The sequence below is a fragment of the Psychrobacter sp. SCQQ22 genome, from assembly GCF_015864605.1.
Classification (GTDB): domain Bacteria; phylum Pseudomonadota; class Gammaproteobacteria; order Pseudomonadales; family Moraxellaceae; genus Psychrobacter; species Psychrobacter fozii.
Genome location: NZ_JADYWZ010000006.1, coordinates 146,143 through 167,631, shown reverse-complemented (window position 1 = coordinate 167,631; position 21,489 = coordinate 146,143). Strand labels below are relative to the sequence as shown.

Annotated in this window: 19 protein-coding genes; 7 read left to right on the top strand and 12 right to left on the bottom strand. The window is 43.0% G+C overall.

From position 1 onward, the window contains the following. Positions 1-29: 29 nt before the first annotated feature. From I6E84_RS09660 to I6E84_RS09645, 4 genes are all read left to right on the top strand, one after another. Positions 30-626 (top strand): DJ-1/PfpI family protein, encoded by a 597-nt coding sequence (locus tag I6E84_RS09660; RefSeq protein WP_197217722.1) that lies wholly within the window; start codon positions 30-32, stop codon positions 624-626. Positions 627-787: 161 nt separating this feature from the next. After that, a complete protein-coding gene (gene metK / locus I6E84_RS09655; RefSeq protein ID WP_110922765.1) occupies positions 788-1,954 on the top strand; it encodes a methionine adenosyltransferase in 1,167 nt (388 codons plus the stop codon). 71 nt (positions 1,955-2,025) lie between these two features. Next, positions 2,026-2,382: a DUF3144 domain-containing protein gene (locus tag I6E84_RS09650; RefSeq protein ID WP_110922764.1), complete on the top strand. Its 357-nt coding sequence runs from the start codon at positions 2,026-2,028 to the stop codon at positions 2,380-2,382. A gap of 228 nt (positions 2,383-2,610) precedes the next feature. Further along, positions 2,611-2,952, top strand: a complete 342-nt coding sequence (locus tag I6E84_RS09645) for a hypothetical protein (RefSeq protein WP_197217721.1) — start codon at positions 2,611-2,613, stop codon at positions 2,950-2,952. Between the two features lie 216 nt (positions 2,953-3,168). Here I6E84_RS09645 and I6E84_RS09640 read toward each other — a convergent pair whose 3' ends face one another. From I6E84_RS09640 to I6E84_RS09605, 8 genes are all read right to left on the bottom strand, one after another. Further along, a complete protein-coding gene (locus I6E84_RS09640) occupies positions 3,169-4,824 on the bottom strand; it encodes a BCCT family transporter (RefSeq protein ID WP_110922762.1) in 1,656 nt (551 codons plus the stop codon). Positions 4,825-5,025: 201 nt separating this feature from the next. Then, positions 5,026-6,669, bottom strand: coding sequence for a BCCT family transporter (locus I6E84_RS09635; RefSeq protein ID WP_197100100.1), 1,644 nt, complete (start codon positions 6,667-6,669; stop codon positions 5,026-5,028). 178 nt (positions 6,670-6,847) lie between these two features. Beyond that, positions 6,848-8,092 (bottom strand): PQQ-dependent sugar dehydrogenase, encoded by a 1,245-nt coding sequence (locus I6E84_RS09630; protein ID WP_197217720.1) that lies wholly within the window; start codon positions 8,090-8,092, stop codon positions 6,848-6,850. 180 nt (positions 8,093-8,272) lie between these two features. Further along, a complete protein-coding gene (gene clpB, locus I6E84_RS09625) occupies positions 8,273-10,870 on the bottom strand; it encodes an ATP-dependent chaperone ClpB (protein ID WP_197217718.1) in 2,598 nt (865 codons plus the stop codon). Between the two features lie 568 nt (positions 10,871-11,438). Then, positions 11,439-12,020: a L,D-transpeptidase family protein gene (locus I6E84_RS09620; RefSeq protein WP_197217716.1), complete on the bottom strand. Its 582-nt coding sequence runs from the start codon at positions 12,018-12,020 to the stop codon at positions 11,439-11,441. Positions 12,021-12,144: 124 nt separating this feature from the next. After that, a complete protein-coding gene (locus tag I6E84_RS09615; RefSeq protein WP_197217714.1) occupies positions 12,145-12,924 on the bottom strand; it encodes an SDR family NAD(P)-dependent oxidoreductase in 780 nt (259 codons plus the stop codon). Positions 12,925-13,048: 124 nt separating this feature from the next. After that, on the bottom strand, positions 13,049-14,764 hold the full coding sequence (locus I6E84_RS09610; RefSeq protein WP_197217712.1) for an AMP-binding protein: 1,716 nt from the start codon (positions 14,762-14,764) through the stop codon (positions 13,049-13,051). Positions 14,765-15,057: 293 nt separating this feature from the next. Beyond that, complete coding sequence (locus I6E84_RS09605; protein ID WP_197217710.1) at positions 15,058-16,194, bottom strand: DNA topoisomerase IB; 1,137 nt, start codon at positions 16,192-16,194, stop codon at positions 15,058-15,060. A gap of 180 nt (positions 16,195-16,374) precedes the next feature. Here I6E84_RS09605 and I6E84_RS09600 point away from each other — a divergent pair, with 180 nt between their 5' ends. Then, complete coding sequence (locus tag I6E84_RS09600; protein WP_197217708.1) at positions 16,375-16,827, top strand: GNAT family N-acetyltransferase; 453 nt, start codon at positions 16,375-16,377, stop codon at positions 16,825-16,827. A gap of 293 nt (positions 16,828-17,120) precedes the next feature. Continuing rightward, the gene (locus I6E84_RS09595) at positions 17,121-17,558 is read left to right on the top strand and encodes a GNAT family N-acetyltransferase (RefSeq protein WP_227681431.1); all 438 of its coding nucleotides are present in this window, start codon (positions 17,121-17,123) and stop codon (positions 17,556-17,558) included. Between the two features lie 111 nt (positions 17,559-17,669). Here the strand turns inward: I6E84_RS09595 and I6E84_RS09590 are convergent, their stop codons facing one another. The 3 genes from I6E84_RS09590 to I6E84_RS09580 all read right to left on the bottom strand — a co-directional run bounded on the left by I6E84_RS09590 (position 17,670) and on the right by I6E84_RS09580 (position 19,929). Continuing rightward, a complete protein-coding gene (locus I6E84_RS09590; protein WP_197217706.1) occupies positions 17,670-17,954 on the bottom strand; it encodes a pyrimidine/purine nucleoside phosphorylase in 285 nt (94 codons plus the stop codon). Positions 17,955-18,015: 61 nt separating this feature from the next. Next, a protein-coding gene (gene prfB / locus I6E84_RS09585; protein ID WP_110922751.1) for a peptide chain release factor 2 occupies positions 18,016-19,111 on the bottom strand; the annotation gives its coding sequence in 2 pieces (ribosomal slippage) (positions 18,016-19,038 and positions 19,040-19,111; 1,095 coding nt in all). Between the two features lie 116 nt (positions 19,112-19,227). Further along, on the bottom strand, positions 19,228-19,929 hold the full coding sequence (locus I6E84_RS09580) for an HAD family hydrolase (protein WP_197217705.1): 702 nt from the start codon (positions 19,927-19,929) through the stop codon (positions 19,228-19,230). A 236-nt stretch (positions 19,930-20,165) separates the two neighbouring features. Between I6E84_RS09580 and I6E84_RS09575 the strand changes: the two genes are divergently transcribed. Next, on the top strand, positions 20,166-20,615 hold the full coding sequence (locus I6E84_RS09575) for a hypothetical protein (RefSeq protein WP_197217704.1): 450 nt from the start codon (positions 20,166-20,168) through the stop codon (positions 20,613-20,615). Positions 20,616-20,733: 118 nt separating this feature from the next. Here the strand turns inward: I6E84_RS09575 and I6E84_RS09570 are convergent, their stop codons facing one another. Beyond that, positions 20,734-21,270, bottom strand: coding sequence for a gamma carbonic anhydrase family protein (locus tag I6E84_RS09570; protein ID WP_197217703.1), 537 nt, complete (start codon positions 21,268-21,270; stop codon positions 20,734-20,736). Positions 21,271-21,489 lie beyond the last annotated feature (219 nt).

Here is a 21,489-nt window from a genome sequence, read left to right as displayed (position 1 = left end):
TTATCTTTTAACGAATGTCAGAGGTTTTTATGCATACGATTACCGCGCTAGTGTTCGATGATTTTGAAACCTTGGATTTGTTCGGACCTATCGAGATGTTTGGGAGCTTGCCTGAGCATTATCGTATTCAATTTACCTCCATAGCTGGTGGTATCATCCGCAGTAAGCATGGCGTACTTATGCAAACGATTGCAGTCACAGAGTTAGCGTATCAGACTGATATTGTTTTAGTACCGGGCGGGCTTGGTACGCGGCAGCTAGTCTACAACCCCTCCTTTTTGCAAACGTTAACAACCCTCACTGATGAGGCTGATTGGGTACTTAGCGTCTGTACTGGTAGCGCCTTGTTAGCGAAAAGCGGTGTATTAAACGGTAAGCGAGCCACCTCTAATAAAATGGCATGGCAATGGGTAATATCTCAATCTAATAAGGTCCATTGGGTAGCGCAAGCACGCTGGGTTGTTGATGGAAAATTCTATACTTCATCAGGTGTGAGCGCTGGTATGGATATGGCGCTTGGCTTTATCGCCGATAGACATGATATAGATACCGCACGTCAAATCTCTAACCATACCGAATATCACTGGCAAGAGAATAGCGGTATGGACGAATTTTACCGCGCTTAATCATTATCTGGTTACCTCATAACACCATCCATTGCTAGAGTTTTTCCTCGATACACGGTAAAATACGATAATTTTTTGATTCCTTTTCGTCTTTTCATTTAGATATATTTAATAATGACTGAGTTCGTAGACTACAGTCCCTGCAATTAAGCGACCCTTTTATGCGTGAATACAACTTATTTACCTCAGAATCTGTAAGCGAAGGTCATCCTGACAAAATGGCTGACCAAATCTCAGACGCCATCCTTGACGCTATTTTACGTGAAGATCTGCATGCACGTGTGGCATGCGAAACCTTAGTGAAAACCGGCGCTGTGATACTCGCAGGTGAAATCACCACGACAGCAAATATCGATTTAGAGCGTCTCGTTCGTGACACCGTAAATGGCATTGGCTATCATCATTCAGATCTAGGTTTTGATGGCGAGACTTGCGCAGTGATCAACATGCTCGGCAAACAATCTCCTGAAATTGCCCAAGGTGTCGATCGTAGCGACCCTGAAGAGCAAGGTGCAGGCGATCAAGGCTTGATGTTCGGATATGCCAGTAATGAAACCGAAGTATTAATGCCAGCGCCTATCGAATATGCGCATCGTTTGATGGAGCGTCAGTCTGAGCTACGCCGCGCAGGAGATCTGCCTTGGTTACGCCCAGATGCCAAAGCACAAGTTACGCTAAAATACGATGGTAATAAACCTGTAGCGATTGATGCAGTGGTATTATCAACGCAACATGATCCTAGTATTTCACAAGCCGATCTACAAGAAGCGGTCATGGAATCTATCATCAAGCAGGTACTGCCTGCTGAGCTTTTACATGCCGGTACACGCTATCATATCAATCCAACTGGTAAGTTTGTGATTGGCGGCCCTGTTGGTGATGCTGGGCTAACTGGTCGTAAAATCATTGTCGATACTTACGGCGGTATGGCTCGTCATGGCGGCGGTGCTTTCAGTGGCAAAGATCCTTCAAAAGTAGATCGCAGTGCAGCTTACGCGGTACGTTATGTGGCAAAAAACATCGTCGCAGCAGGCCTTGCCGATCGCTGTGAGGTTCAGGTCAGCTATGCCATTGGTGTCGCTGAGCCGACTTCTATCTCTGTCAATACGTTTGGTACCAGCAAAATCAGTAACGATGAAATCATTCGTCTGATTCGTACGCATTTTGACTTGCGTCCTTATGGCATTACCCGCATGCTGAACTTATTACAGCCAATGTATCAGCAAACAGCTACCTTCGGTCATTTTGGTCGTCAAGGTTCAGAAACTGCCTTTACATGGGAAAAAACAGACAAAGCTGAAATCTTGAAAGCAGATGCTGGTTTATAAAATCCTTGCTTTAACTTATTTACAAACCGTTTTTAGAAATTTAATTTATTGATACTTATTAGGAGCAGCTCATGTCTCAAGACACGACTCAAGGCAACGAAGTTGATACCAACGTTGAGATTACCCCTGAAATGCAGGCATTTTACCAACGTGCTGATGCCATCATTGGTATCGCAAACAGCCAATTGGGTCCTGAAGCACATTCAGGACAAGTAGGCGCTTCTTTATTGTATGCAGCCGCCCGTTATAGCGCGTCAGTCGCTTCTATCGGTTTTGTCAAAGGCGATGATTTTGCCAAAGAAAAAGACGATATCGTTGAGTTTTATGTGAAGCAATATCGCCAAATGCTAAGCGACAACCTAACAGATTATGCGCAGAACTTTGATAAATATGTTCAGCTTAATCAAGATGACAAAGCAGCCAAATAGCACCGTGGCGTTTCGCTAAATCTCGCAAAGCGATGAAAGCCATTATAGTGATAAAAATTAAACCCAAGCTTATGATTAAGCTTGGGTTTTTTGTTCATCATGATTTAGTAGATGACTGCTCATAAATAGGCTACTATGGATGGAAACCACTTGATTCATAACATGGTTGAAGCTGACTATCGATAACAGGGATTTATCGAACTTTATCTTCTATAAGGACATATTATTATGAACCACTTACTCAAATCATGGCGATTGTGCGTGTCATTATTAGGCTTATCCGCAGCCATCGCGTTAACTGGCTGTAGCAATATCCAAGGCATTGATACGCCTGATACAGCCACCTACCCTATTCATAGCACTGAGCATCACCAACCGATATCTAGCGACAATCCTTTTACCAAATGCCCGCCCTACAATCCTGAGCAAACGATGTGTACCGCACAATACGATCCTGTCTGTGTCAAAGTGAAAACTGATTCAGGATTTAATTATCGTACTGCGGGCAATTCATGCTCAGCATGCGGTACAACGACGGCATTAGGCTATGTGAAAGGACAATGCTCATAACCTTGCATATATAGCCATTCCACTATAAAAATATTACAGCGTTAACCTCGTTTGAAGTATCACCTATACACCTGCACTCGGTTGCCTTGTATTCAAATTATATTGAGCCGACTATAGATAATTTAGATTAAAATTAAAAATAGCTGAATGATATAAAAAGCCCCCACTTAATCATAAGTGAGGGCTTTTAAATATTACTTTCGATTAACTTATTATTTAATTTTTAGAGTCTTCAAGATCAAGCGGACCTGTTAGCAAGTCTTCATCACGGAACTCGTTGGCTGAGTTATGCTCTGCTGACTCTTCGGTGACGAACCATTGCTGATTACGATATAGTATCAGACGATCTCGACTCAAGCCTCGTAGTAACGAATACATCATAATAACGATGACGATAGCGAAAGGGAAACCCGAAACGATAGAGGCTGCTTGCAGGGCACTCAATCCGCCTGCTGTCAACAGTACGGCCGCAATAACACCTTCTGTACCTGCCCAAAACAGACGCTGAATCTTTGGTGGATTGGCATCGCCACCAGAGGTCAACATATCAATCACAAAACTCGCTGAATCTGACGACGTCACAAACCACAAGACAATCATCACGACAATGAGTAAGTTAACGGCTGAGGTTAATGGGTAAGATTCCATCAGCTTGAAGATAGCACTGCCTGTATCTGCTTGTACCGCCTCGACAAGACCAGGACTCACCATACTAGGATCGGCTGCTGCCATCAGTTCCATATGCACCGCTGAACCACCGAAAGCGGTAAACCATAGGAACAAGATGGTAATAGGAATCAACAACACCCCTAATATAAACTCACGAATGGTACGACCACGAGAGATACGAGCGACAAACACCCCGACAAAAGGTGACCAGCTGATCCACCATGCCCAATAGAATATCGTCCATGAAGACTGCCAATTATCCTGACCTTCATAAGACTCTGTCCAAAGACCTAAGGGAACAATTTCATGTAAATAGTTACCAACATTTTCGACAAAACTATTAAAAATAAACTGCGTAGGGCCTAATATAATCACAAAGCTCAGTAGCACAATGGTGAACAAGATATTGATATCACTCAAACGCTTGATACCTTTATCTAGTCCCATAAACAGTGACAATCCTGCCAGCACCGTAATCAATGCAATGAGAATAACCTGAACGGTCGTGTTATTAGGAATACCAAATAAAGTCTCAAGACCTGAGTTGATCTGTAACACGCCTAAACCGAGTGTCGTCACGACACCAAACATCGTGCCAAACACTGCTAGCGTATCCACCGTATGGCCCCAGCCCCCATATATTTTTTTACCCAATATAGGATATAGTGTCGAACGGATGGCTAATGGCAAACCCACTCGGTAGTGGAAATAAGCCAATGACAAAGCGACCATACCGTAGAGCGCCCACACATGTAAACCATAATGTAGAAACGATATATTCATCGCTTGTTTGGCGGCAGCGACCGTTTCAGCTTCTCCTAATGGCGGTGCCATAAAATGGTACAACGGTTCAGCTGTTCCCCAATAAAGCAGCCCAATACCGATACCAGCGGAAAACAACATGCCAATCCAAGATAATAGGTTATATTCTGGTTTTTCATTTTGATGACCAAGCCTGATATCGCCATAGCGACTAAATATCATATAGATGCTCATCACCAATGTTAAGTTGACAACCACAATAAAAAACCAGCCAAAGCGTAAAGACACAAAGGCTTTTGCATGACCAAAGACCAGCTCTGCTTGCTCACTAAAGAGAGTGCCGAAGATAATAAACGCAAGAATTAACAACGCTGAAGTTAAAAACACGGGTTTACTTACCCGCGGAAAAGGGCCTAATCGACCAACTTTCACATGATCCATGTCGTAATCTCAATTTTTTGGGGTGGCTACCTTAACAAGATATGCGCAAACTATCAAATCTAAGCAGATATTCATTACAATTGAAAATATAAAAAACCCCAAAATACCTGCGTATTTTAGGGGTTTTTTCGAACGTCACTACTAATCAGTGCAACTTAATTAACAATAAATGCTGCAACAATTATTAGTTATCTTTGATGATTAGTCACCCTCTACAATCTTAGGTGGCCCTTTTAACAAGTGCTCATCAACGAATTCATTCGCTGAATTATGGTCTGCTGATTCATCAGTAATAAAGCCTTGCTGAGCTCGATATAGAATCAGACGATCACGACTCAAACCTCGTAACAACGCATACATCATGACAAAAATCACTAAGGCAAACGGTAGTCCGGCTACGATAGCCGCCGCTTGTAAGGCAGATAGTCCACCAGCCGCTAGCAATATAGCAGCGATAACGCCTTCTGTTGTTGCCCAAAACAAACGCTGAATCTTTGGAGGATTGGTATCACCACCAGCGGTCAGCATATCGATAACAAAACTGGCCGAGTCTGATGAGGTCACAAACCATAGCATGATCATAACCACAATCAGTAGCGTAATCGGTTTTGCCAATGGGTAGTACTCAACCAACTTAAAGATGGCACTACCAGAATCCGCTTGTACTGCTTCAACCAATCCTGGGCTGATACCCGACACGGCTGAAGCAAGCTCCATATGAACAGCAACGCCACCAAAAGTCGTGAACCAGAAGAACAAGATAAGCATTGGGATCAACAACACCCCAAGCGTAAATTCACGGATAGTACGACCGCGAGAGATACGGGCAATAAAGATACCAACGAATGGTGCCCAACTAACCCACCATGCCCAATAAAATATCGTCCAACTACTTTGCCAATCTGTCCCGCTATAAGACTCGCCCCACGTACCTAGTGGTACAATCACGGTCAGATAGTTGCCGATGTTTTCAATAAAGCTATCAAAGATAAACAGCGTCGGCCCTAAGATGACCATAAACGCCAATAAGACGATTGTGAATCCAATATTTATATCACTAAGGCGCTTAATACCTTTGTCCAAGCCCATCATAACAGAAGCGGCTGCAAGCGCTGTAATAAACGCAATCAAACCAAACTGTACCGTAAGACTATTAGGCGTACCAAACAACTTCTCTAGTCCAGAATTGATCTGCATCACGCCAAGACCTAGTGAGGTAACCACGCCAAACATCGTACCGAACACTGCCAAGATATCGACCGTATGCCCCCATCGGCCATAGATTCTTTTGCCGAGCAAAGGATACAGAGTTGATCGAATCGATAACGGCAACCCACGACGGAAATGGAAGTACGCTAAAGACAGCGCCACAACCGTATAGATACCCCAAGCGTGTAGACCCCAATGCATAAATGAGATGTTCATCGCTTGCTTTGCAGCTGCTACCGTTTCGGCATCGCCCATTGGTGGTGCCATAAAGTGATACAACGGCTCCGCTGTACCCCAATAAACTAAGCCAATACCAATACCTGCAGAAAACAACATACCAATCCAAGAGAACAGATTGTACTGTGGTCGCTCCGTTTGATTGCCTAGCCGAATGTCGCCATAGCGACTCATTGCCAAGTAAATACAAAGCGCGAGCGCCGCATTGACTAAGAGAATAAACAGCCAACCAAACTTATCAGTAATGAAATTTTGTAAAAAACTAAAGACGGCCCCTGCTGTTTCAGTGAAAAGTGCACCAAAAATAATGAATCCAATTATCAACAGTGACGATGTAATAAACACAGGTTTACTCACCCGTGGAAAAGGTCCTAATCTGCCTACTTTTACTTCTTCCATGTGCAAGTCTCAAAATCCAAGGAACATTACCTTAACAAAATAGGCCTTAACTATCAATCTTTTACAAAATAAAGCTTGATAAAACAGTTAATTTAATCTAAAAGATTTAATAAATTTATTTAAAATAATTGAATAAACTAAGAAATCAACACTACCTTCTTAGAACGCTAGCATGATGTTATTTAGGCAATAATCTGAGTAATTGACCATCATTACCATCTTCTAACACCCAAACGTTACCATCTACCGCCAGTACACTACGAATACGCTCCCCCATATCATAGCGATAACGTTCAGAAGCTGTGTTGTCATCATTCATACTCACCACAATGAGCGCTTTGGATGACAAACCACTAATCAGCACATTGCCTTGCCATGCTGGAAAATCATTCTCTGTACCCGCAGAATAGAGGCTCATCGATGAAGGTGATATAACTGGTGTCCATGTGATTTTGGGTGCTTCAAACTCAGGCCGAGTATCATGATCAGGGATATCAATCCCCGAATAATTGCGACCATTGGACACGAGTGGCCAGCCGTAATTTTTGCCTTTTTCAATCAGATTAAACTCATCTCCGCCTCTTGGACCCATCTCGTGCGCCCATAACTTACCGCTATCATCGAATGCCATGCCCAATATATTACGATGACCTATCGTCCAAAACTGCTTGGCGATGTCATTTGTATCATTTAAAAATGGATTGTCTACTGGGATAGAGCCGTCAGCATTTAGGCGTATAATTTTACCCAAATTGACACTCATATCTTGCGCTGGCGTTTTTTCTTGGCGCTCGCCTGAGCTGATATATAAATATTGTCCATCAGGTGAAAACAAGAGACGATGACTGTAATGTCCTTGCCCTTTTACTTTTGGAGATTGCTCCCAAATGGGCGTAATAGCTTGCAAACTTGGTGTACTGGTATCTAAACCCATTAATCTTGTCTTAATGACTTTGGCACCGAATTCATTACTATCTGCACCCTCACCTGCTTCAACGTAGCTTATATAGAGATTGTTAGAACTAGAGAAATCTGGCGCAATAACCACATCACCAAGTCCCCCTTGCCCGCCATAAGCGACTTTTGGTACGCCAGTCACTGCTATCTTCGCACCTGTTTCGATATCAACTATAAATAACTCACCTGTCTTTTGTGTCACCAATATTTTTTGTGGTGCATTATCCGCTTTAGGTAACGCTGCCATCGCCCAAGGTTCATTAAAAGTAGCAATAATTTCAGTGGTAAATTCTGGTTTATCAACACTCATGGACGAATTAGTATCTGAGGTTTTGTATTCTGCTAGATCTTCATTGGTATTAACTACCGACTGATTGGAGCACGCCGACGTGCTAATCAGCAATGTTGCTACTATAATCGGTAAAGTTAACGGCGCACTTAGATATTTTTCATTGATTATCGCCATGTTGTCATCTCCTTGTATTTTGCATTCGTCTTATGATTCCTTAGATTATTTATAGCATAGTAAAAGCATGCAAACGGTAAATAATAATAGCCTACAACGTAAAAACCCCTTACTTACCCATGTAAAATATAGGCAAGTAAGGGGTTGGTTTTATGAAGAAATAGTCCGTTTTTTTAGATATTAACTCATTCTAAGTTTATTAAAGCTCAGCTTATCATCAGCACCGACATCGACTTTGATGATATCTCCCGCTACAAAATCACCCGCCAATAGCTTCAATGACAATGGATTTTCAATCTCCTGCTGAATGGCACGTTTGAGCGGACGCGCACCATACACAGGGTCATAACCGACCGCGACCAACTTGTTCATCGCATCAGCTGACAGCTCGATATCCATCTCACGATCATGCAAGCGTTGACGCAAACGATCTAGCTGGATGGCAGCAATTCCTGCCATTTGCGACATACCAAGTGGATGGAAGACCACAATCTCATCGATACGGTTGACAAACTCTGGGCGGAAATGCTGACCAACAGAGTCCATCACCTCAGCTTTGATATCCTCGTAACTTTCACCGACCATTTCTTGAATTTTATGCGAACCCAAGTTACTGGTCATAATAATCACAGTATTCTTAAAATCAACGACGCGACCTTGCGAATCCGTCAAACGCCCATCGTCCAACACTTGTAATAATATATTGAATACATCAGGATGCGCTTTCTCAACTTCATCAAACAAAATCACACTATAAGGTTTACGGCGAACAGCCTCAGTCAACGCACCGCCTTCTTCGTAGCCAACATAGCCTGGAGGCGCCCCTACGAGACGGCTGACACTGTGTTTTTCCATGTACTCACTCATGTCGATGCGCACTATCGAATCTTCACTATCAAACAAGAAGTTCGCCAATGACTTGGTCAGCTCAGTTTTACCGACCCCTGTAGGCCCAAGGAATAAGAACGAGCCAGAAGGACGGTTGGGATCAGACAAGCCCGCTCGGCTACGGCGTACTGCATTTGCTACCGATTCGACCGCTTCATCTTGACCAATCACGCGCTCATGGAGTTTTTCTTCCATTGCCAGCATTTTTTCACGCTCGCCCTGCATCATTTTGTTGACTGGAATACCCGTGGCAGCCGCAACTACTTCCGCAATCTCATTGTCTGTGACTTTGTTACGTAGCAATTTAACACCACTGCCTTCACCTGTCTGCTCTTTTTGTTCTGCCAAGTCAGACTCAGTGATACGGCGCTCTAGCTGCGGGATGGTTTCGTATTGCAGCTTGCTCATGGTCTCATAGTCACCTTCACGACTGGCTTTGTCATAGGCAATACGGGCCTTGTCTAACTCGTCTTTTAGCTGCTGACTGCCTTTGACCAGTGCTTTTTCTGCTTGCCAAATTTCATTAAGATCAGCGTACTCTTTTTCTAGCTCTTCAATTTGCGCATTCAATACTTTACGCTCTGCTTGCGCGCCAGCGTCTTCTTCATTTTTGAGTACTTCACGCTGCATTTTCAACTGAATCAAACGACTGTCTAGCTTGCCTAATGCTTCAGGCTTGCTGTCCATCTCCATACGTAAGCGACTGGCCGCTTCGTCAATTAAGTCAATCGCCTTGTCTGGCAACTTGCGATCGGTAATATAACGATGGCTCATGCGTGCCGCAGCAATGATGGCGCTGTCTTGGATATCGACCCCATGATGCAGCTCATAGCGCTCTTTGAGGCCACGTAATATCGCAATGGTATCTTCAACCGTTGGCTCATCGACCAGTACTTTTTGGAAACGACGCTCAAGTGCCGCATCTTTTTCAATATACTTGCGATACTCATCTAATGTCGTCGCACCAACGCAGTGTAGCTCACCACGAGCTAGTGCAGGTTTTAGCATATTACCTGCATCCATCGCCCCTTCAGATTTACCGGCGCCGACCATGGTATGCAGCTCATCGATGAATAAGATGACGTTGCCTTCTTGCTTGGCCAAATCGCTCAATACGCTTTTGAGTCGCTCTTCGAACTCACCGCGGAATTTTGCCCCTGCAATCAGTGCGCCTAAGTCTAATGACAATACTTCTTTACGGCGTAGACCTTCTGGCACATCACCATTGATGATTTTTTGTGCCAAACCTTCGACGATAGCCGTCTTACCGACACCCGGCTCACCAATGAGCACTGGGTTGTTTTTGGTACGGCGTGATAGCACCTGAATGGTACGGCGAATCTCTTCGTCACGACCAATCACTGGATCCAGCTTGCCAAGCTCCGCCTGCTCAGTCAGATTAATGGTGTATTTATTTAATGCATCACGCTGATCTTCTGCATTTTGGTTATTCACCGTATCATCACCGCGCAGCTGCTCAATCACCGCTTTTAGTTTGCTTGCTGTGACACCAGCACTTTCAAATATCTTTTTGGTTTCACCTTGTTCAGCAAGTGCCAACATCACCCATTCAGTGGCGATAAAATCATCACCTTCTTTTTGCGCTTGGCGATCTGCCAAGTTTAAAATCTTGACCGAGTTTGGATTCAGATTGACGTCACCTGTCGGCTCCGAAATCGTTGCTTGATTATCTAATGCCTTCGCCACACCGTTTTTTAGAGCAGGAATAGAAGCGCCCGCTTGTTGGCAAATAGACAAGTTAGACTCATCTTGTAGCAATACAGCAAGCAGATGCACAGGATCGATACCCGTATGATCGCGGCCTAATGCTAGGCTTTGTGCTTCTTGAATAGCGGATTGCAGTTTTTGGGTAAATTTCTCAAATCTCATATTCACATCCTTTTATAATTAGTATTTACAGCAGATGCTTTATAGTCTAGCGACTACTGTTATCTGTCACTTATATAAGGTATATATACACCTATTTCAAGCCAATTATCGAATAAAACCTTACTATAAGCAATGATATTTAGCTTCGCCTATTGATTAATATCGTTTAAATATACTTTTAAGATAAATTTAAAAGGCATTTAGAGCAAATGGCACTATGAAATAACTAAAAATATAGTCACAGAACTCTAAAATGGGTACAAGGCAGCCGACTGCAGATTGTACAATTAGTACATCTAAGGAGGGTAACGCCGTAGCGGTTTAGTAGTTAATCGACTATAGACACAGTATAACCATGCAAAAGCATGATTAGTATGCGATTAAATATGAATGATAGGTAGTCGTTTTAAGATCAGCTAGTCGATTTAAAATAATATAGACACAAGGAGAGTGAGTGGCAGTGAGTAAAGGTATTCAAAGTAAAAACGATACAGATAGTAGATTATGTAATCCTGACACGTTATCTGATTTATAAATGATTGGCTCTATCAGAACACAATAGATAGCCCTATTCTACTATCTCAATAGGGATGCCAAGCGTTACTGCCGCCATAATTTCATCCATCTCATCATCGGTAACGGCGATACAACCATCGGTCCAATCGTACTTCTGATTGATAGCAGCCAAATGACCAAAGCCATTCATCTGACCATGAATCATAATATCTCCGCCCGGACTGACACCCAATTGCTTAGCACGGGCTTTATCGGCAGCATTGGGATAGCTGATATGGATAGAGCGATGGGCAATAGAATTTTCGTTTTTATAATCTAACGTATAAGTACCGATAGGTGTGCGCTGATCGCCTTCTTGCTGTTTATGCCCGACTGGACTATCGCCCAAGGCAATGCGATAGGTACGAATGACGTCATCACCACTCAATAACTGCAAACGGCGTTCGGATTTATCAACGAACACTTTATCAATCACCACATCAGCGATAGGCTGATTATTCTGCTTATCAAAGGTACTGCTACTCGCAGACGCGCGTGTCATGTAATTAAAAACGCTGCTGCTGATAACCGTAACCACCCCGAGGCCAATCAAGATAAGTAAGAAGCGATGAGTGCGATTACGTAAGAATGCCATGAGATGACCCTTTGTGATATTGATAACGTTAAATACAGTTAATCATAATCTATCAAAACATGGCACCTGCTACTGTGTAAATCATATGAAAAATGACTATCACTCTGTCATTTTATACAGATAACTACACCATACGAATCGCACCATCTAATCGAATGACTTCTCCATTTAGGTAGGCATTATCAATGATATGGACAGCCAATTTAGCAAACTCATTTGGCGCACCCAAACGCTTAGGATAAGGGACACCTGCCTCTAGCTCCTCACGAGCTTTTTCAGGAATACTGTCCATCATGGGTGTGGCAAATACACCAGGTGCGATAGTCATCACGCGAATACCATGACGAGCCAACTCACGTGCTAACGGTAAGGTCAAACCAACCACGCCCGCTTTAGATGATGAATAACTGGCTTGACCTACTTGCCCATCGAAAGCAGCGATAGATGCGGTATTAATAATAATGCCTTGATCTGAATTCTTTTCAACACTGCTATCATTAGCCACGCGTTTAGCGATACTGGCCGCAACCAATCGCGCCACGTTAAACGAGCCGACCAGATTGATATTAACACCGCGACTGAATGACCCAAGGTCTGCTGGATTGTTTTCACGATCCAGCAATTTTTGTACGACAGCGATACCTGCACAGTTGATAGAACCTTGTAAGCCGCCAAATTCTTTTTCGGCCATATCCACAGCCGCTTGCACCTCATCACCGCTAGTCACATCACAGCGCACAAAGCGTGCATTACCGCCCAACTCTGCAACTAGAGATTGTCCAGCTGACTCGTTTAGATCAGCGATAACGACGTTGCCACCTTGCTCTACGATAGCACGAGCCACTGACTCGCCTAGACCTGATGCACCACCCGTCACCAAAAAGCTGTGTTTTTCAATTTGCATAATTATTCCTTTAATTAGTATTTTTATTGAACGTTTTCTTAATTTTCCTGACGCATTGATGTTTTGATATTTGATATTTAATCTTCAATCCAGTCGTCAAAAGCTATCATGAACATAGTTACAGCTAAGCCAATGACAGACTACGTAGTAAAAAGCGCTGAATTTTACCACTTGGCGTTTTCGGTAATTCTGTCACAAACTCTACCTCGCGCGGATACGCATGAGTGGATAGACGCTTACGCACAAGGTCTTGGATTTCTTTGGCAATTTGCTCACTCCCAGCGATGCCGTCTTTTAGTACCACATAAGACTTGATGGTATGCCCGCGCACCTCATCTGGCACACCAACGGCTGCTGATTCTGCGACTGCTTCGTGCTCGAGCACCGTATTTTCGACATCGGTTGGCCCTACCCGATAGCCTGCGGTGATAATGATGTCATCATCACGCCCTGAGAACCAATAGCTGCCATCACTGTGACGTTCGACCACATCACCTGTCAGATAGTAATCATCTACAAAGGCTTGTTTTTCGTTCCAGCTATAGCCACGGAAATAAAATGCTGGCGATTGACTGACCACAACAGCGAGCTGTCCTTGCTCACCATCAGGCAACACTTGTATGTCATCATTTAGTACCACCAATGTATGCCCCGGTAACGCCATACCCATCGAGCCAACGGGACTCTTATGTGCCAGTGCATGATGGGCACAGCAAGTCATACCCGTTTCTGTTTGCCCGTATTGGTCTTTTACTTGGCAGCCCAGATAGGTTTCTAGCCAGCTGACGACTTCGGTATTGAGTGTCTCTCCTGCCGAGTTGGCACAGCGTAAAGATAGTTTGGCATTCGTATCGTTATGAATTTCTTCATTAACATTGTCAAACACACCGCTAGATTTCATCATACGAAAGGCAGTTGGTGAAGAGGCCAAATTGGTAATCTGATGACGCACCATAAAGTCGCGAGTATGGGTAGCATCAAAGCCCGCTTCATTGAAATAAGTAGTGACACCTAATAGCAAAGGCCCAGTGATTGCATAGTACAATCCATATGCCCAACCAGGATCGGCCATATTCCAATAGTGATCATCGTCGCGCAAATCAATCGCGTAGCGCATGTAGAGATAGAAAGCCGATAATGCCCCTAGTGGCACACTCACGCCTTTTGATTTACCCACCGTACCTGAGGTAAACATTTGCAAGAATGGCGCATCCGTATCGAGCGTCACGGATTCTAGAGTTTGCGGCTGCGCTACCATTGACTCGGCATAGTGATCATCACCCCAAGTCTGAGCATCCTCTACGTTACCTACCATGACCATTTTGGTTTGCTCGGCCAAATCTTCAAATTTGCCACGATTCTCTTGATTGGTAAAAACGACTTTGGTGTCAGCTTTGTCCATCCGATACTTAATTGAATCATAACCAAAAGCGGTAAATAGCGGCTGATAAACTGCCCCAATCCGCCAAGTTGCTAGTACAACGGTGAGTAATTCAGGTGTACGCGGTAGCATGGTCGCGACTTGGTCACCGACTTGTACGCCATAAGACAGTAGTAAGTTAGCGACTTGCGCACTCGCCGCATCTAGCTCAGCAAAGCTCATATGAGTCACGTTGCCAGAGGTATCTTCATGTACTAGCGCAATGTTATCACCGCGACCGTCACGTACATGACGACCACAGCATGCCATATAAGCATTCAATCGATCGTCTATCTGCGTGCCAAAGATTTCTGACAGCAGCGCGTTCATGTCGAAGTTATTATAATAATCAGTATAGTTTCTTGGTGTGATGGTAGCGTCTACATCAACGATCGTAGCAGTTTGAAAGGCCGTGTTCATAAGCTAATCCTTTAGCAATAACAGATAACTGGTAAAATGGTGGTTATGATTGTAAAACGGTCACATCCTATAGACCGTTCAATATCTTCATATTTATCATGTCCTATTAGTAACGCATTTTTATGTTTATTTCAATACATAACGTATCATTTTCATAGTAAATACTAATTTTTATAGAAATATAAATTCACTATATAGTCTATTAACCATCACTTCGATACAAGGAGTGTCATCCTAAGTGATGTCTAGTATGGCTAGCAAGATGAACGTCCTAAGGTTTTATAGTGAGCCGACTATCGTATGCTTAAAAAGCCTAGTAGCGCCTTTTCTTCACTGCTTTGATGTTTTTTGGTACGTCCACGATGGGCATTTTTGTACGGCTCAAAAAACTGACCCGCTAAAAACTGATCGATAACGACGGGATGAATATAAGATGCGCGGCATACTGTCGGGGTATTGCCTAGCTCCTCTGCCACGCTTTTGACCATATCAACGACCAGTTGTTGGCGCTCAGCGCTTTTAGGATCAGTGGCTAATATTGTTTTTCCATGTGCTGTTTGTAGCTCATCATATAAATGACTGGCTGCGAGGACACTGGCCATCCAAGTACGGAAATCCTTGGCGCTATACATATTGCCAGTACCATCACCACAGCCAGTACCATCACCACAGCCAGTATGAGTGCGTATATAATCATTAATATCGGCGCTGTCGACGACTTGTTTGTGCCCGTTGTCGTCTAAGTATTTGAAAATCTGGTAGCCAGGTAATTCAGAACATGCCTGTACAATGTCAATCAAACGCTCGTCTTGTAGCTCAATATGGTGCTCTTTTGCACTTTTTCCGACAAAATCAAACGCCAGTCCATTGTCCGTTTCATTTACATGCTTGCTGCGTAGCGTGCTTAAACCATAACTTTTATTAAGCTTCGCATAACGGCTATTGCCAATACGAATTAAGGTAGTCTCTAACAGTTTGACTACCGCGGCGAGCACATTAGCTCGTGACAAGGGCTTAGCATCTAGATCTAATTCAACCTGAGCACGTAGATTCGGTAGCGCCTCTGCAAAGCCAATCATGGCATCAAACTTCGCTCGATCACGTACGCGATCCCACTCTGGATGGTACAAGTATTGCTTGCGCGCTTTGTCATCACGCCCTGTCGATTGCAAATGCCCTGTTTCATCTTGGCATATCCAAACGTTCGACCACATCGGTGGTATCACCAATGCATCAAAACGCTTGCGTAAAGCCTTGTCTTTGACCGTGTTACCAGTGGCGTCCTTATAGGTAAAACCGCGACCCCAGCGTCTACGCTCATAACCAGGCTCATCATCACTCACGTAGCGTAAATTCGCCAAACGAGCCAGATGTTCATAGTTATGGCGCACATCTACTGCTTTATCTGTCTGATGGTTTGGCTTAGCCATAAAAATATCCGTCTTATAAAATAGTCGTTTTAGCATAATTAATGATGGCTATTTTTACTGTTTACTTGCCACGGGCAAAGTGTAATCGATGTGTAAAACTAAGCGGATGGCAGGGTTCCCAATTATTGAATTTTAGGGCATAATTTAATGACTATCAAAACTTAAGTTGAATAAAACACAATGAAAAACCCTTCTATAAAAATCACTTCATTATCTAATGCAGATTACGACTTTTGGTTAGCATTGTGGCAAAACTATCTAACCTTTTATGAGACCAGTTTGCCCATGAGCACGACTGACACAACATGGCGCAATTTGCTAGATAGCAATGTAGCTATTTATGGATTTGGCGCATGGCAGGATGGTACATTAGTAGGCATCACTCATGTGGTGCTGCACCCCAATACATGGAATACCACGGAATGTTGTTATTTAGAAGATTTGTATGTTAGTGAATCTGTTCGCGGACAAGGTGTCGGGCGAGCCTTGATTGAATATGTGTATGACTTTGCACGCCAGAAGAAATGCAACCGTGTGTATTGGACGACGCAAGAAGGTAACACAACGGCACGCACTCTATACGACACCATTGCCACTCAAACAGATATGGTGCAGTATCGTAAAAACTTATAGTTTTCTATAGTTCAGAAATAAAAAACACCAAGTGTTATTAAACACTTGGTGTTGATTGTCTAAAAACAACCTTATATAAATACGCTTTCTAAAAATTTTATTTACCGTATACACATAAGTATGCTGTTTTAGCATAATTAATGACGGTAGTTTTTGCTGTTTATTTGACACAGACAAAGTGTAATGCTGTGTAAAACTAAGCGGATGGCAGGGTTCTCAATTATTGAATTTTAGGGCATAATTTAATGACTATCAAAACTTAAGTTGAATAAAACACAATGAAAAACCCTTCTATGAAAATCACTCCATTATCTAATGCAGATTACGACTTTTGGTTAGCATTGTGGCAAAACTATCTAACCTTTTATGAGACCAGTTTGCCCATGAGCACGACTGACACAACATGGCGCAACTTGCTAGATAGCAATGTAGCTATTTATGGATTTGGCGCATGGCAGGATGGTACATTGGTAGGCATCACTCATGTGGTGCTGCATCCCAGCACTTGGACCAGTAATGGATGTTGCTACCTGCAAGATTTGTATGTTAGTGAATCTATTCGCGGGCAAGGTATTGGAAGGGCCTTGATTGAATATGTGTATGACTTTGCTACTCAAAAAGGCTGCAACCACGTCTATTGGAAAACACAAGAAAGTAATGCTGATGCACGCCAATTGTATGACAAAGTCGCAAGCTTAACGGACATGGTGCAGTATCGTAAAAACCTATGATTTGTACTACCTGTCTTATGATTTACAATGAATGAGCAAATAAAAAGCGCCAAGTGTTAAACACTTGGCGCTTTCTTATCAATACGGCTTTATATTAAGGCAGCTTAGACATTATTTACCGTAAACGCATAGATATGCTGTTTCTACGGCCACTTTTACTTGAAACTTCTGATTGGCCTCAACCATAAATTGCTCGCCAGCATTAAAAGTCTGCCACTCGTCACTTTCTGGCAATTTAACGGTCAACGCGCCACTTACCACGCTCATGGTTTCAAATTCGCTAGTACCAAACTCATACTCACCAATTTCCATGACACCGACAGTAGCAGGCTTAGTCGCTGTTTTAAAGGCAATAGAAGTCACTTTATCATCAAAATAATTATTAACGCTTGGCATAATTTTCCTTAATTAAATGTTAGTTGCTATTTTAAAACGGCTGCTTGTTTAAAACGGCTGCTTACAATCCTGCTTTTAGACTGGCTTCAATAAACTGATCGAGGTCACCATCTAACACAGCACCAGTGTTAAAGGTTTCAACACCAGTACGCAAGTCCTTGATACGTGAGTCATCAAGCACGTACGAGCGAATTTGACTGCCCCAGCCGACATCAGACTTACCATCTTCAACCGCTTGTTGTGATTCCATACGTTTTTGCATTTCTAGCTCATACAGCTTAGCACGTAGCATTTTCATCGCAGTGGCTTTGTTACCATGTTGACTACGCTCGTTCTGACAAGTGACGACCACACCACTTGGCTCATGGGTAATACGTACCGCAGAATCTGTCGTGTTCACATGCTGACCACCCGCGCCAGATGAACGATAGGTATCGATACGCAGGTCAGCCGGATTGATATCAATCTCGACGTTGTCGTCAATCTCAGGCGACACAAACACCGCAGCAAACGAGGTATGACGACCATTATTACTATCAAATGGTGATTTACGTACCAAACGGTGGACGCCAATTTCGGTGCGCAACCAACCAAAAGCATAATCGCCTTTGATCTCAATCGTAGCTGACTTAATACCCGCGACGCTACCAGATGACACTTCAATCACATCAACTTTGAAATTATGCGCTTCTGCCCAACGTGTATACATACGCAGCAGCATCTCAGCCCAATCCTGTGCTTCTGTACCACCACTACCTGATTGAATATCCAAATAGCAGTTATTTGGATCCATCTCGCCACTGAACATCCGGCGGAACTCTAAATCAGCCACACGTTTTTCAGCATTATCTAGCTCGGTCTGCACATCAGCGAGCAGTGATTCATCGTCTTCTTCTACCGCCAGCTCTAGCATAGCAGATGCATCTTCTAATGTCGTCTCAAGTGACACTACCACATCGATGACACCATCAAGATGGCTTTTTTCTTTATTAATCTTGGTCGCACGCTCTGGATCGTTCCATAGCTCGGGGTTTTCTAACTCTAAATTAACTTCTTCTAAGCGCTCTTGCTTACCATCAAAGTCAAAGATACCTCCGCAAATCCTGCCCACGCTCAGATAAATCTTTGATTTGTTCTTGATACGGATTGATTTCCATAAATGTTCCTGTTTTTTTAAATAAATATCTAACGGATATGCCGTCATTTTAAATGAGATTGAGGCTAAGTAGTTGGCTAATTAGTACCGCTTATATATTAAATAGCGTTAAATAACCTAAATCGACCAATCTTCTACTGCCCAGTGATGCGCTAACGCATGAGCATGTAGCGCATCGTCCGGCGACACACAAATTGCCACATCCGCCCACTCAAGCAATGGAATATCATTTTTAGAATCTGAATACGCATACGTTTTTTCAAAGGTAACCCCAGCCAACTGCTGCTTATTCACCCATTTATCTAAATGATATATCTTACCTTCTTTAAAATTGGGCTTATCCGCTAACTTACCCGTATAACGCTCATCTTTTATCTCAAGCGGTGTCGATAACACATTGGCGGCTTCTATACCGAAACGTTTAGCAATGGCAGAGACCACAAAATCATTGGTCGCAGAGATAATCACCACAGCATGACCCTTCTCAATATGTTGACACAACACTTCCATCGCTTTTGGACGAATATGCGGTTCGATTTCGCGTTTGATATAATCTTCACGCAACTCATGCAAACGCGCCAAGGGTAATGTGGTCAAAAACTGGGCGACAAATTCATTGTACTCGGTGGCATCGAGCGTGCCTGCTATATATTGCTCATAAAATTCTTGATTGGCTGTGCGATACTGCGCCTCATCGACCAGCCCGTTATTAACGATATATTCGCCCCACAGATAGTCGCTGTCGACATCAAGTAAAGTATGATCTAAATCAAATAGTGCCAGTTCTTTTTTAGTGTTTTGTGTGTGAGATGCTTGCATAGCGAAGCCTTATTATTTTTTGAAAAATTTGATGGTGAGTAGGATTAATTGTCATTAAAGGTTATATCGACCATATTTGCTCTAAAGCCTTCAATATAGTCGGTTTTATGGATATAACGTTTACTCAGTAAATTTGCTAGAACACTACTGTTTGCTAGACATAATTATGGTAAATTATTTCTTTAGCCCATTTTATAACGGGTCTAGAGGACTTAATAAGCAACCCAGAGAACCTTATGAAAGCATATGATAACAAAACCAGCTTACCTAATAGACCGCACCGCCCAGCTCGTTCTATCAGAGAGATCAGACAACGTCGATTGGGTGATGCTTATCAATCACCTTTAGACCGTGTGTTCTATGCGCTCTTGAATGGCTTGATGTATGGCTTTGGTGGCTTACTTATCGACCTTGCCATTGTTGTCATTCGCTCAGTAGCTGGTCTTGGTAATGGTGAAATTTTTTGGCTATTCACCCCTTTCATGATCGTCCTTGGCGTATTGATAGGACTCATCGTTGGTAAAAACGCAGGTGCTGAGAGCGTCAACGCATTACATATCGACGAAACTGCTAACCATAATCCTTATCTCGATGACACCTCTATCAGTCATGATATTTTTCGTGGACTCATTATAGGTATCATTATCTTTGCCGTTATTTGGCTGGTTATGATGCTCATGGTATAACCACTGGCATCATATTATAAGAATATAAAAAGGATGGAACAATATACTACCATCCTTTTATTTTTATCCACTACTGATCGCTTCCGCTGTACTGAACTGATCGCTCGCCCCGTACTAATTAATCAGGCATTGCGATTTCTTTTAAGCCTGTTTTAAACTTCTGACAACGTTCCGCATAATGCATCGCTGACAATTTCAGCATCGAGGCTTGCTCATCTGTTAATGTTTTCACCACTTTTGCTGGTGCGCCCATCACCAATGAGTTGTCCGGAATAACCTTGCCTTCCGTGACCAATGCTTTGGCACCAATGATACAGTTTTTACCGATTTTGGCATTATTCAATACCACTGCACCAATACCAATTAAACTGTTATCACCGACTTCGCAGCCATGCAGCATCGCTAAATGCCCAATGGTGACATAATTGCCGATTTTCACCTCAATACCTGCATCAGTGTGAATCACACTGTTTTCTTGCACGTTGCTATAATCACCGATATGAATCAGTTCATTGTCACCGCGGAGTACCGCACCGAACCAAATATTGGCTTGATGTCCCAAATACACATCGCCGATAACTTGTGCAGAATCTGCTACCCAGCCATTAAAAGGCATAGCGAACTTAGGCACCTTGTCTAAATATTGATAAATCATAACCACTCCTTGTTATTGTTTTTTATACTAACCTAATAATAGATAGCTATCTATATCAGTCAATAATGCCCTCTATTGTGGCAAAGCCTTCTATCAAAATCTAGTGCTATTCACCCCAGTATGATGGTTGTACCAGTCACGGTGAGAAACACCTAGCTTTACTTAGGCTATTATCACCGTTGTAGCTATTTACTTAAAACAAGTCATCACTTAGAACAA

Excerpts from the sequence above, each read along its gene's own strand:
- I6E84_RS09630 (WP_197217720.1), bottom strand. The coding sequence starts at position 8,092 with ATGGCGATAATCAATGAAAAATATCTAAGTGCGCCGTTAACTTTACCG.
- metK (WP_110922765.1), top strand. The coding sequence starts at position 788 with ATGCGTGAATACAACTTATTTACCTCAGAATCTGTAAGCGAAGGTCAT.
- I6E84_RS09575 (WP_197217704.1), top strand. The coding sequence starts at position 20,166 with ATGAAAGCATATGATAACAAAACCAGCTTACCTAATAGACCGCACCGC.
- I6E84_RS09615 (WP_197217714.1), bottom strand. The coding sequence starts at position 12,924 with ATGCAAATTGAAAAACACAGCTTTTTGGTGACGGGTGGTGCATCAGGT.
- I6E84_RS09660 (WP_197217722.1), top strand. The coding sequence starts at position 30 with ATGCATACGATTACCGCGCTAGTGTTCGATGATTTTGAAACCTTGGAT.
- I6E84_RS09645 (WP_197217721.1), top strand. The coding sequence starts at position 2,611 with ATGAACCACTTACTCAAATCATGGCGATTGTGCGTGTCATTATTAGGC.
- I6E84_RS09610 (WP_197217712.1), bottom strand. The coding sequence starts at position 14,764 with ATGAACACGGCCTTTCAAACTGCTACGATCGTTGATGTAGACGCTACC.
- I6E84_RS09635 (WP_197100100.1), bottom strand. The coding sequence starts at position 6,669 with ATGGAAGAAGTAAAAGTAGGCAGATTAGGACCTTTTCCACGGGTGAGT.
- I6E84_RS09595 (WP_227681431.1), top strand. The coding sequence starts at position 17,121 with ATGAAAATCACTCCATTATCTAATGCAGATTACGACTTTTGGTTAGCA.
- I6E84_RS09605 (WP_197217710.1), bottom strand. The coding sequence starts at position 16,194 with ATGGCTAAGCCAAACCATCAGACAGATAAAGCAGTAGATGTGCGCCAT.
- I6E84_RS09580 (WP_197217705.1), bottom strand. The coding sequence starts at position 19,929 with ATGCAAGCATCTCACACACAAAACACTAAAAAAGAACTGGCACTATTT.
- I6E84_RS09640 (WP_110922762.1), bottom strand. The coding sequence starts at position 4,824 with ATGGATCATGTGAAAGTTGGTCGATTAGGCCCTTTTCCGCGGGTAAGT.
- I6E84_RS09600 (WP_197217708.1), top strand. The coding sequence starts at position 16,375 with ATGAAAAACCCTTCTATAAAAATCACTTCATTATCTAATGCAGATTAC.
- clpB (WP_197217718.1), bottom strand. The coding sequence starts at position 10,870 with ATGAGATTTGAGAAATTTACCCAAAAACTGCAATCCGCTATTCAAGAA.
- I6E84_RS09570 (WP_197217703.1), bottom strand. The coding sequence starts at position 21,270 with ATGATTTATCAATATTTAGACAAGGTGCCTAAGTTCGCTATGCCTTTT.
- I6E84_RS09650 (WP_110922764.1), top strand. The coding sequence starts at position 2,026 with ATGTCTCAAGACACGACTCAAGGCAACGAAGTTGATACCAACGTTGAG.
- I6E84_RS09590 (WP_197217706.1), bottom strand. The coding sequence starts at position 17,954 with ATGCCAAGCGTTAATAATTATTTTGATGATAAAGTGACTTCTATTGCC.
- I6E84_RS09620 (WP_197217716.1), bottom strand. The coding sequence starts at position 12,020 with ATGGCATTCTTACGTAATCGCACTCATCGCTTCTTACTTATCTTGATT.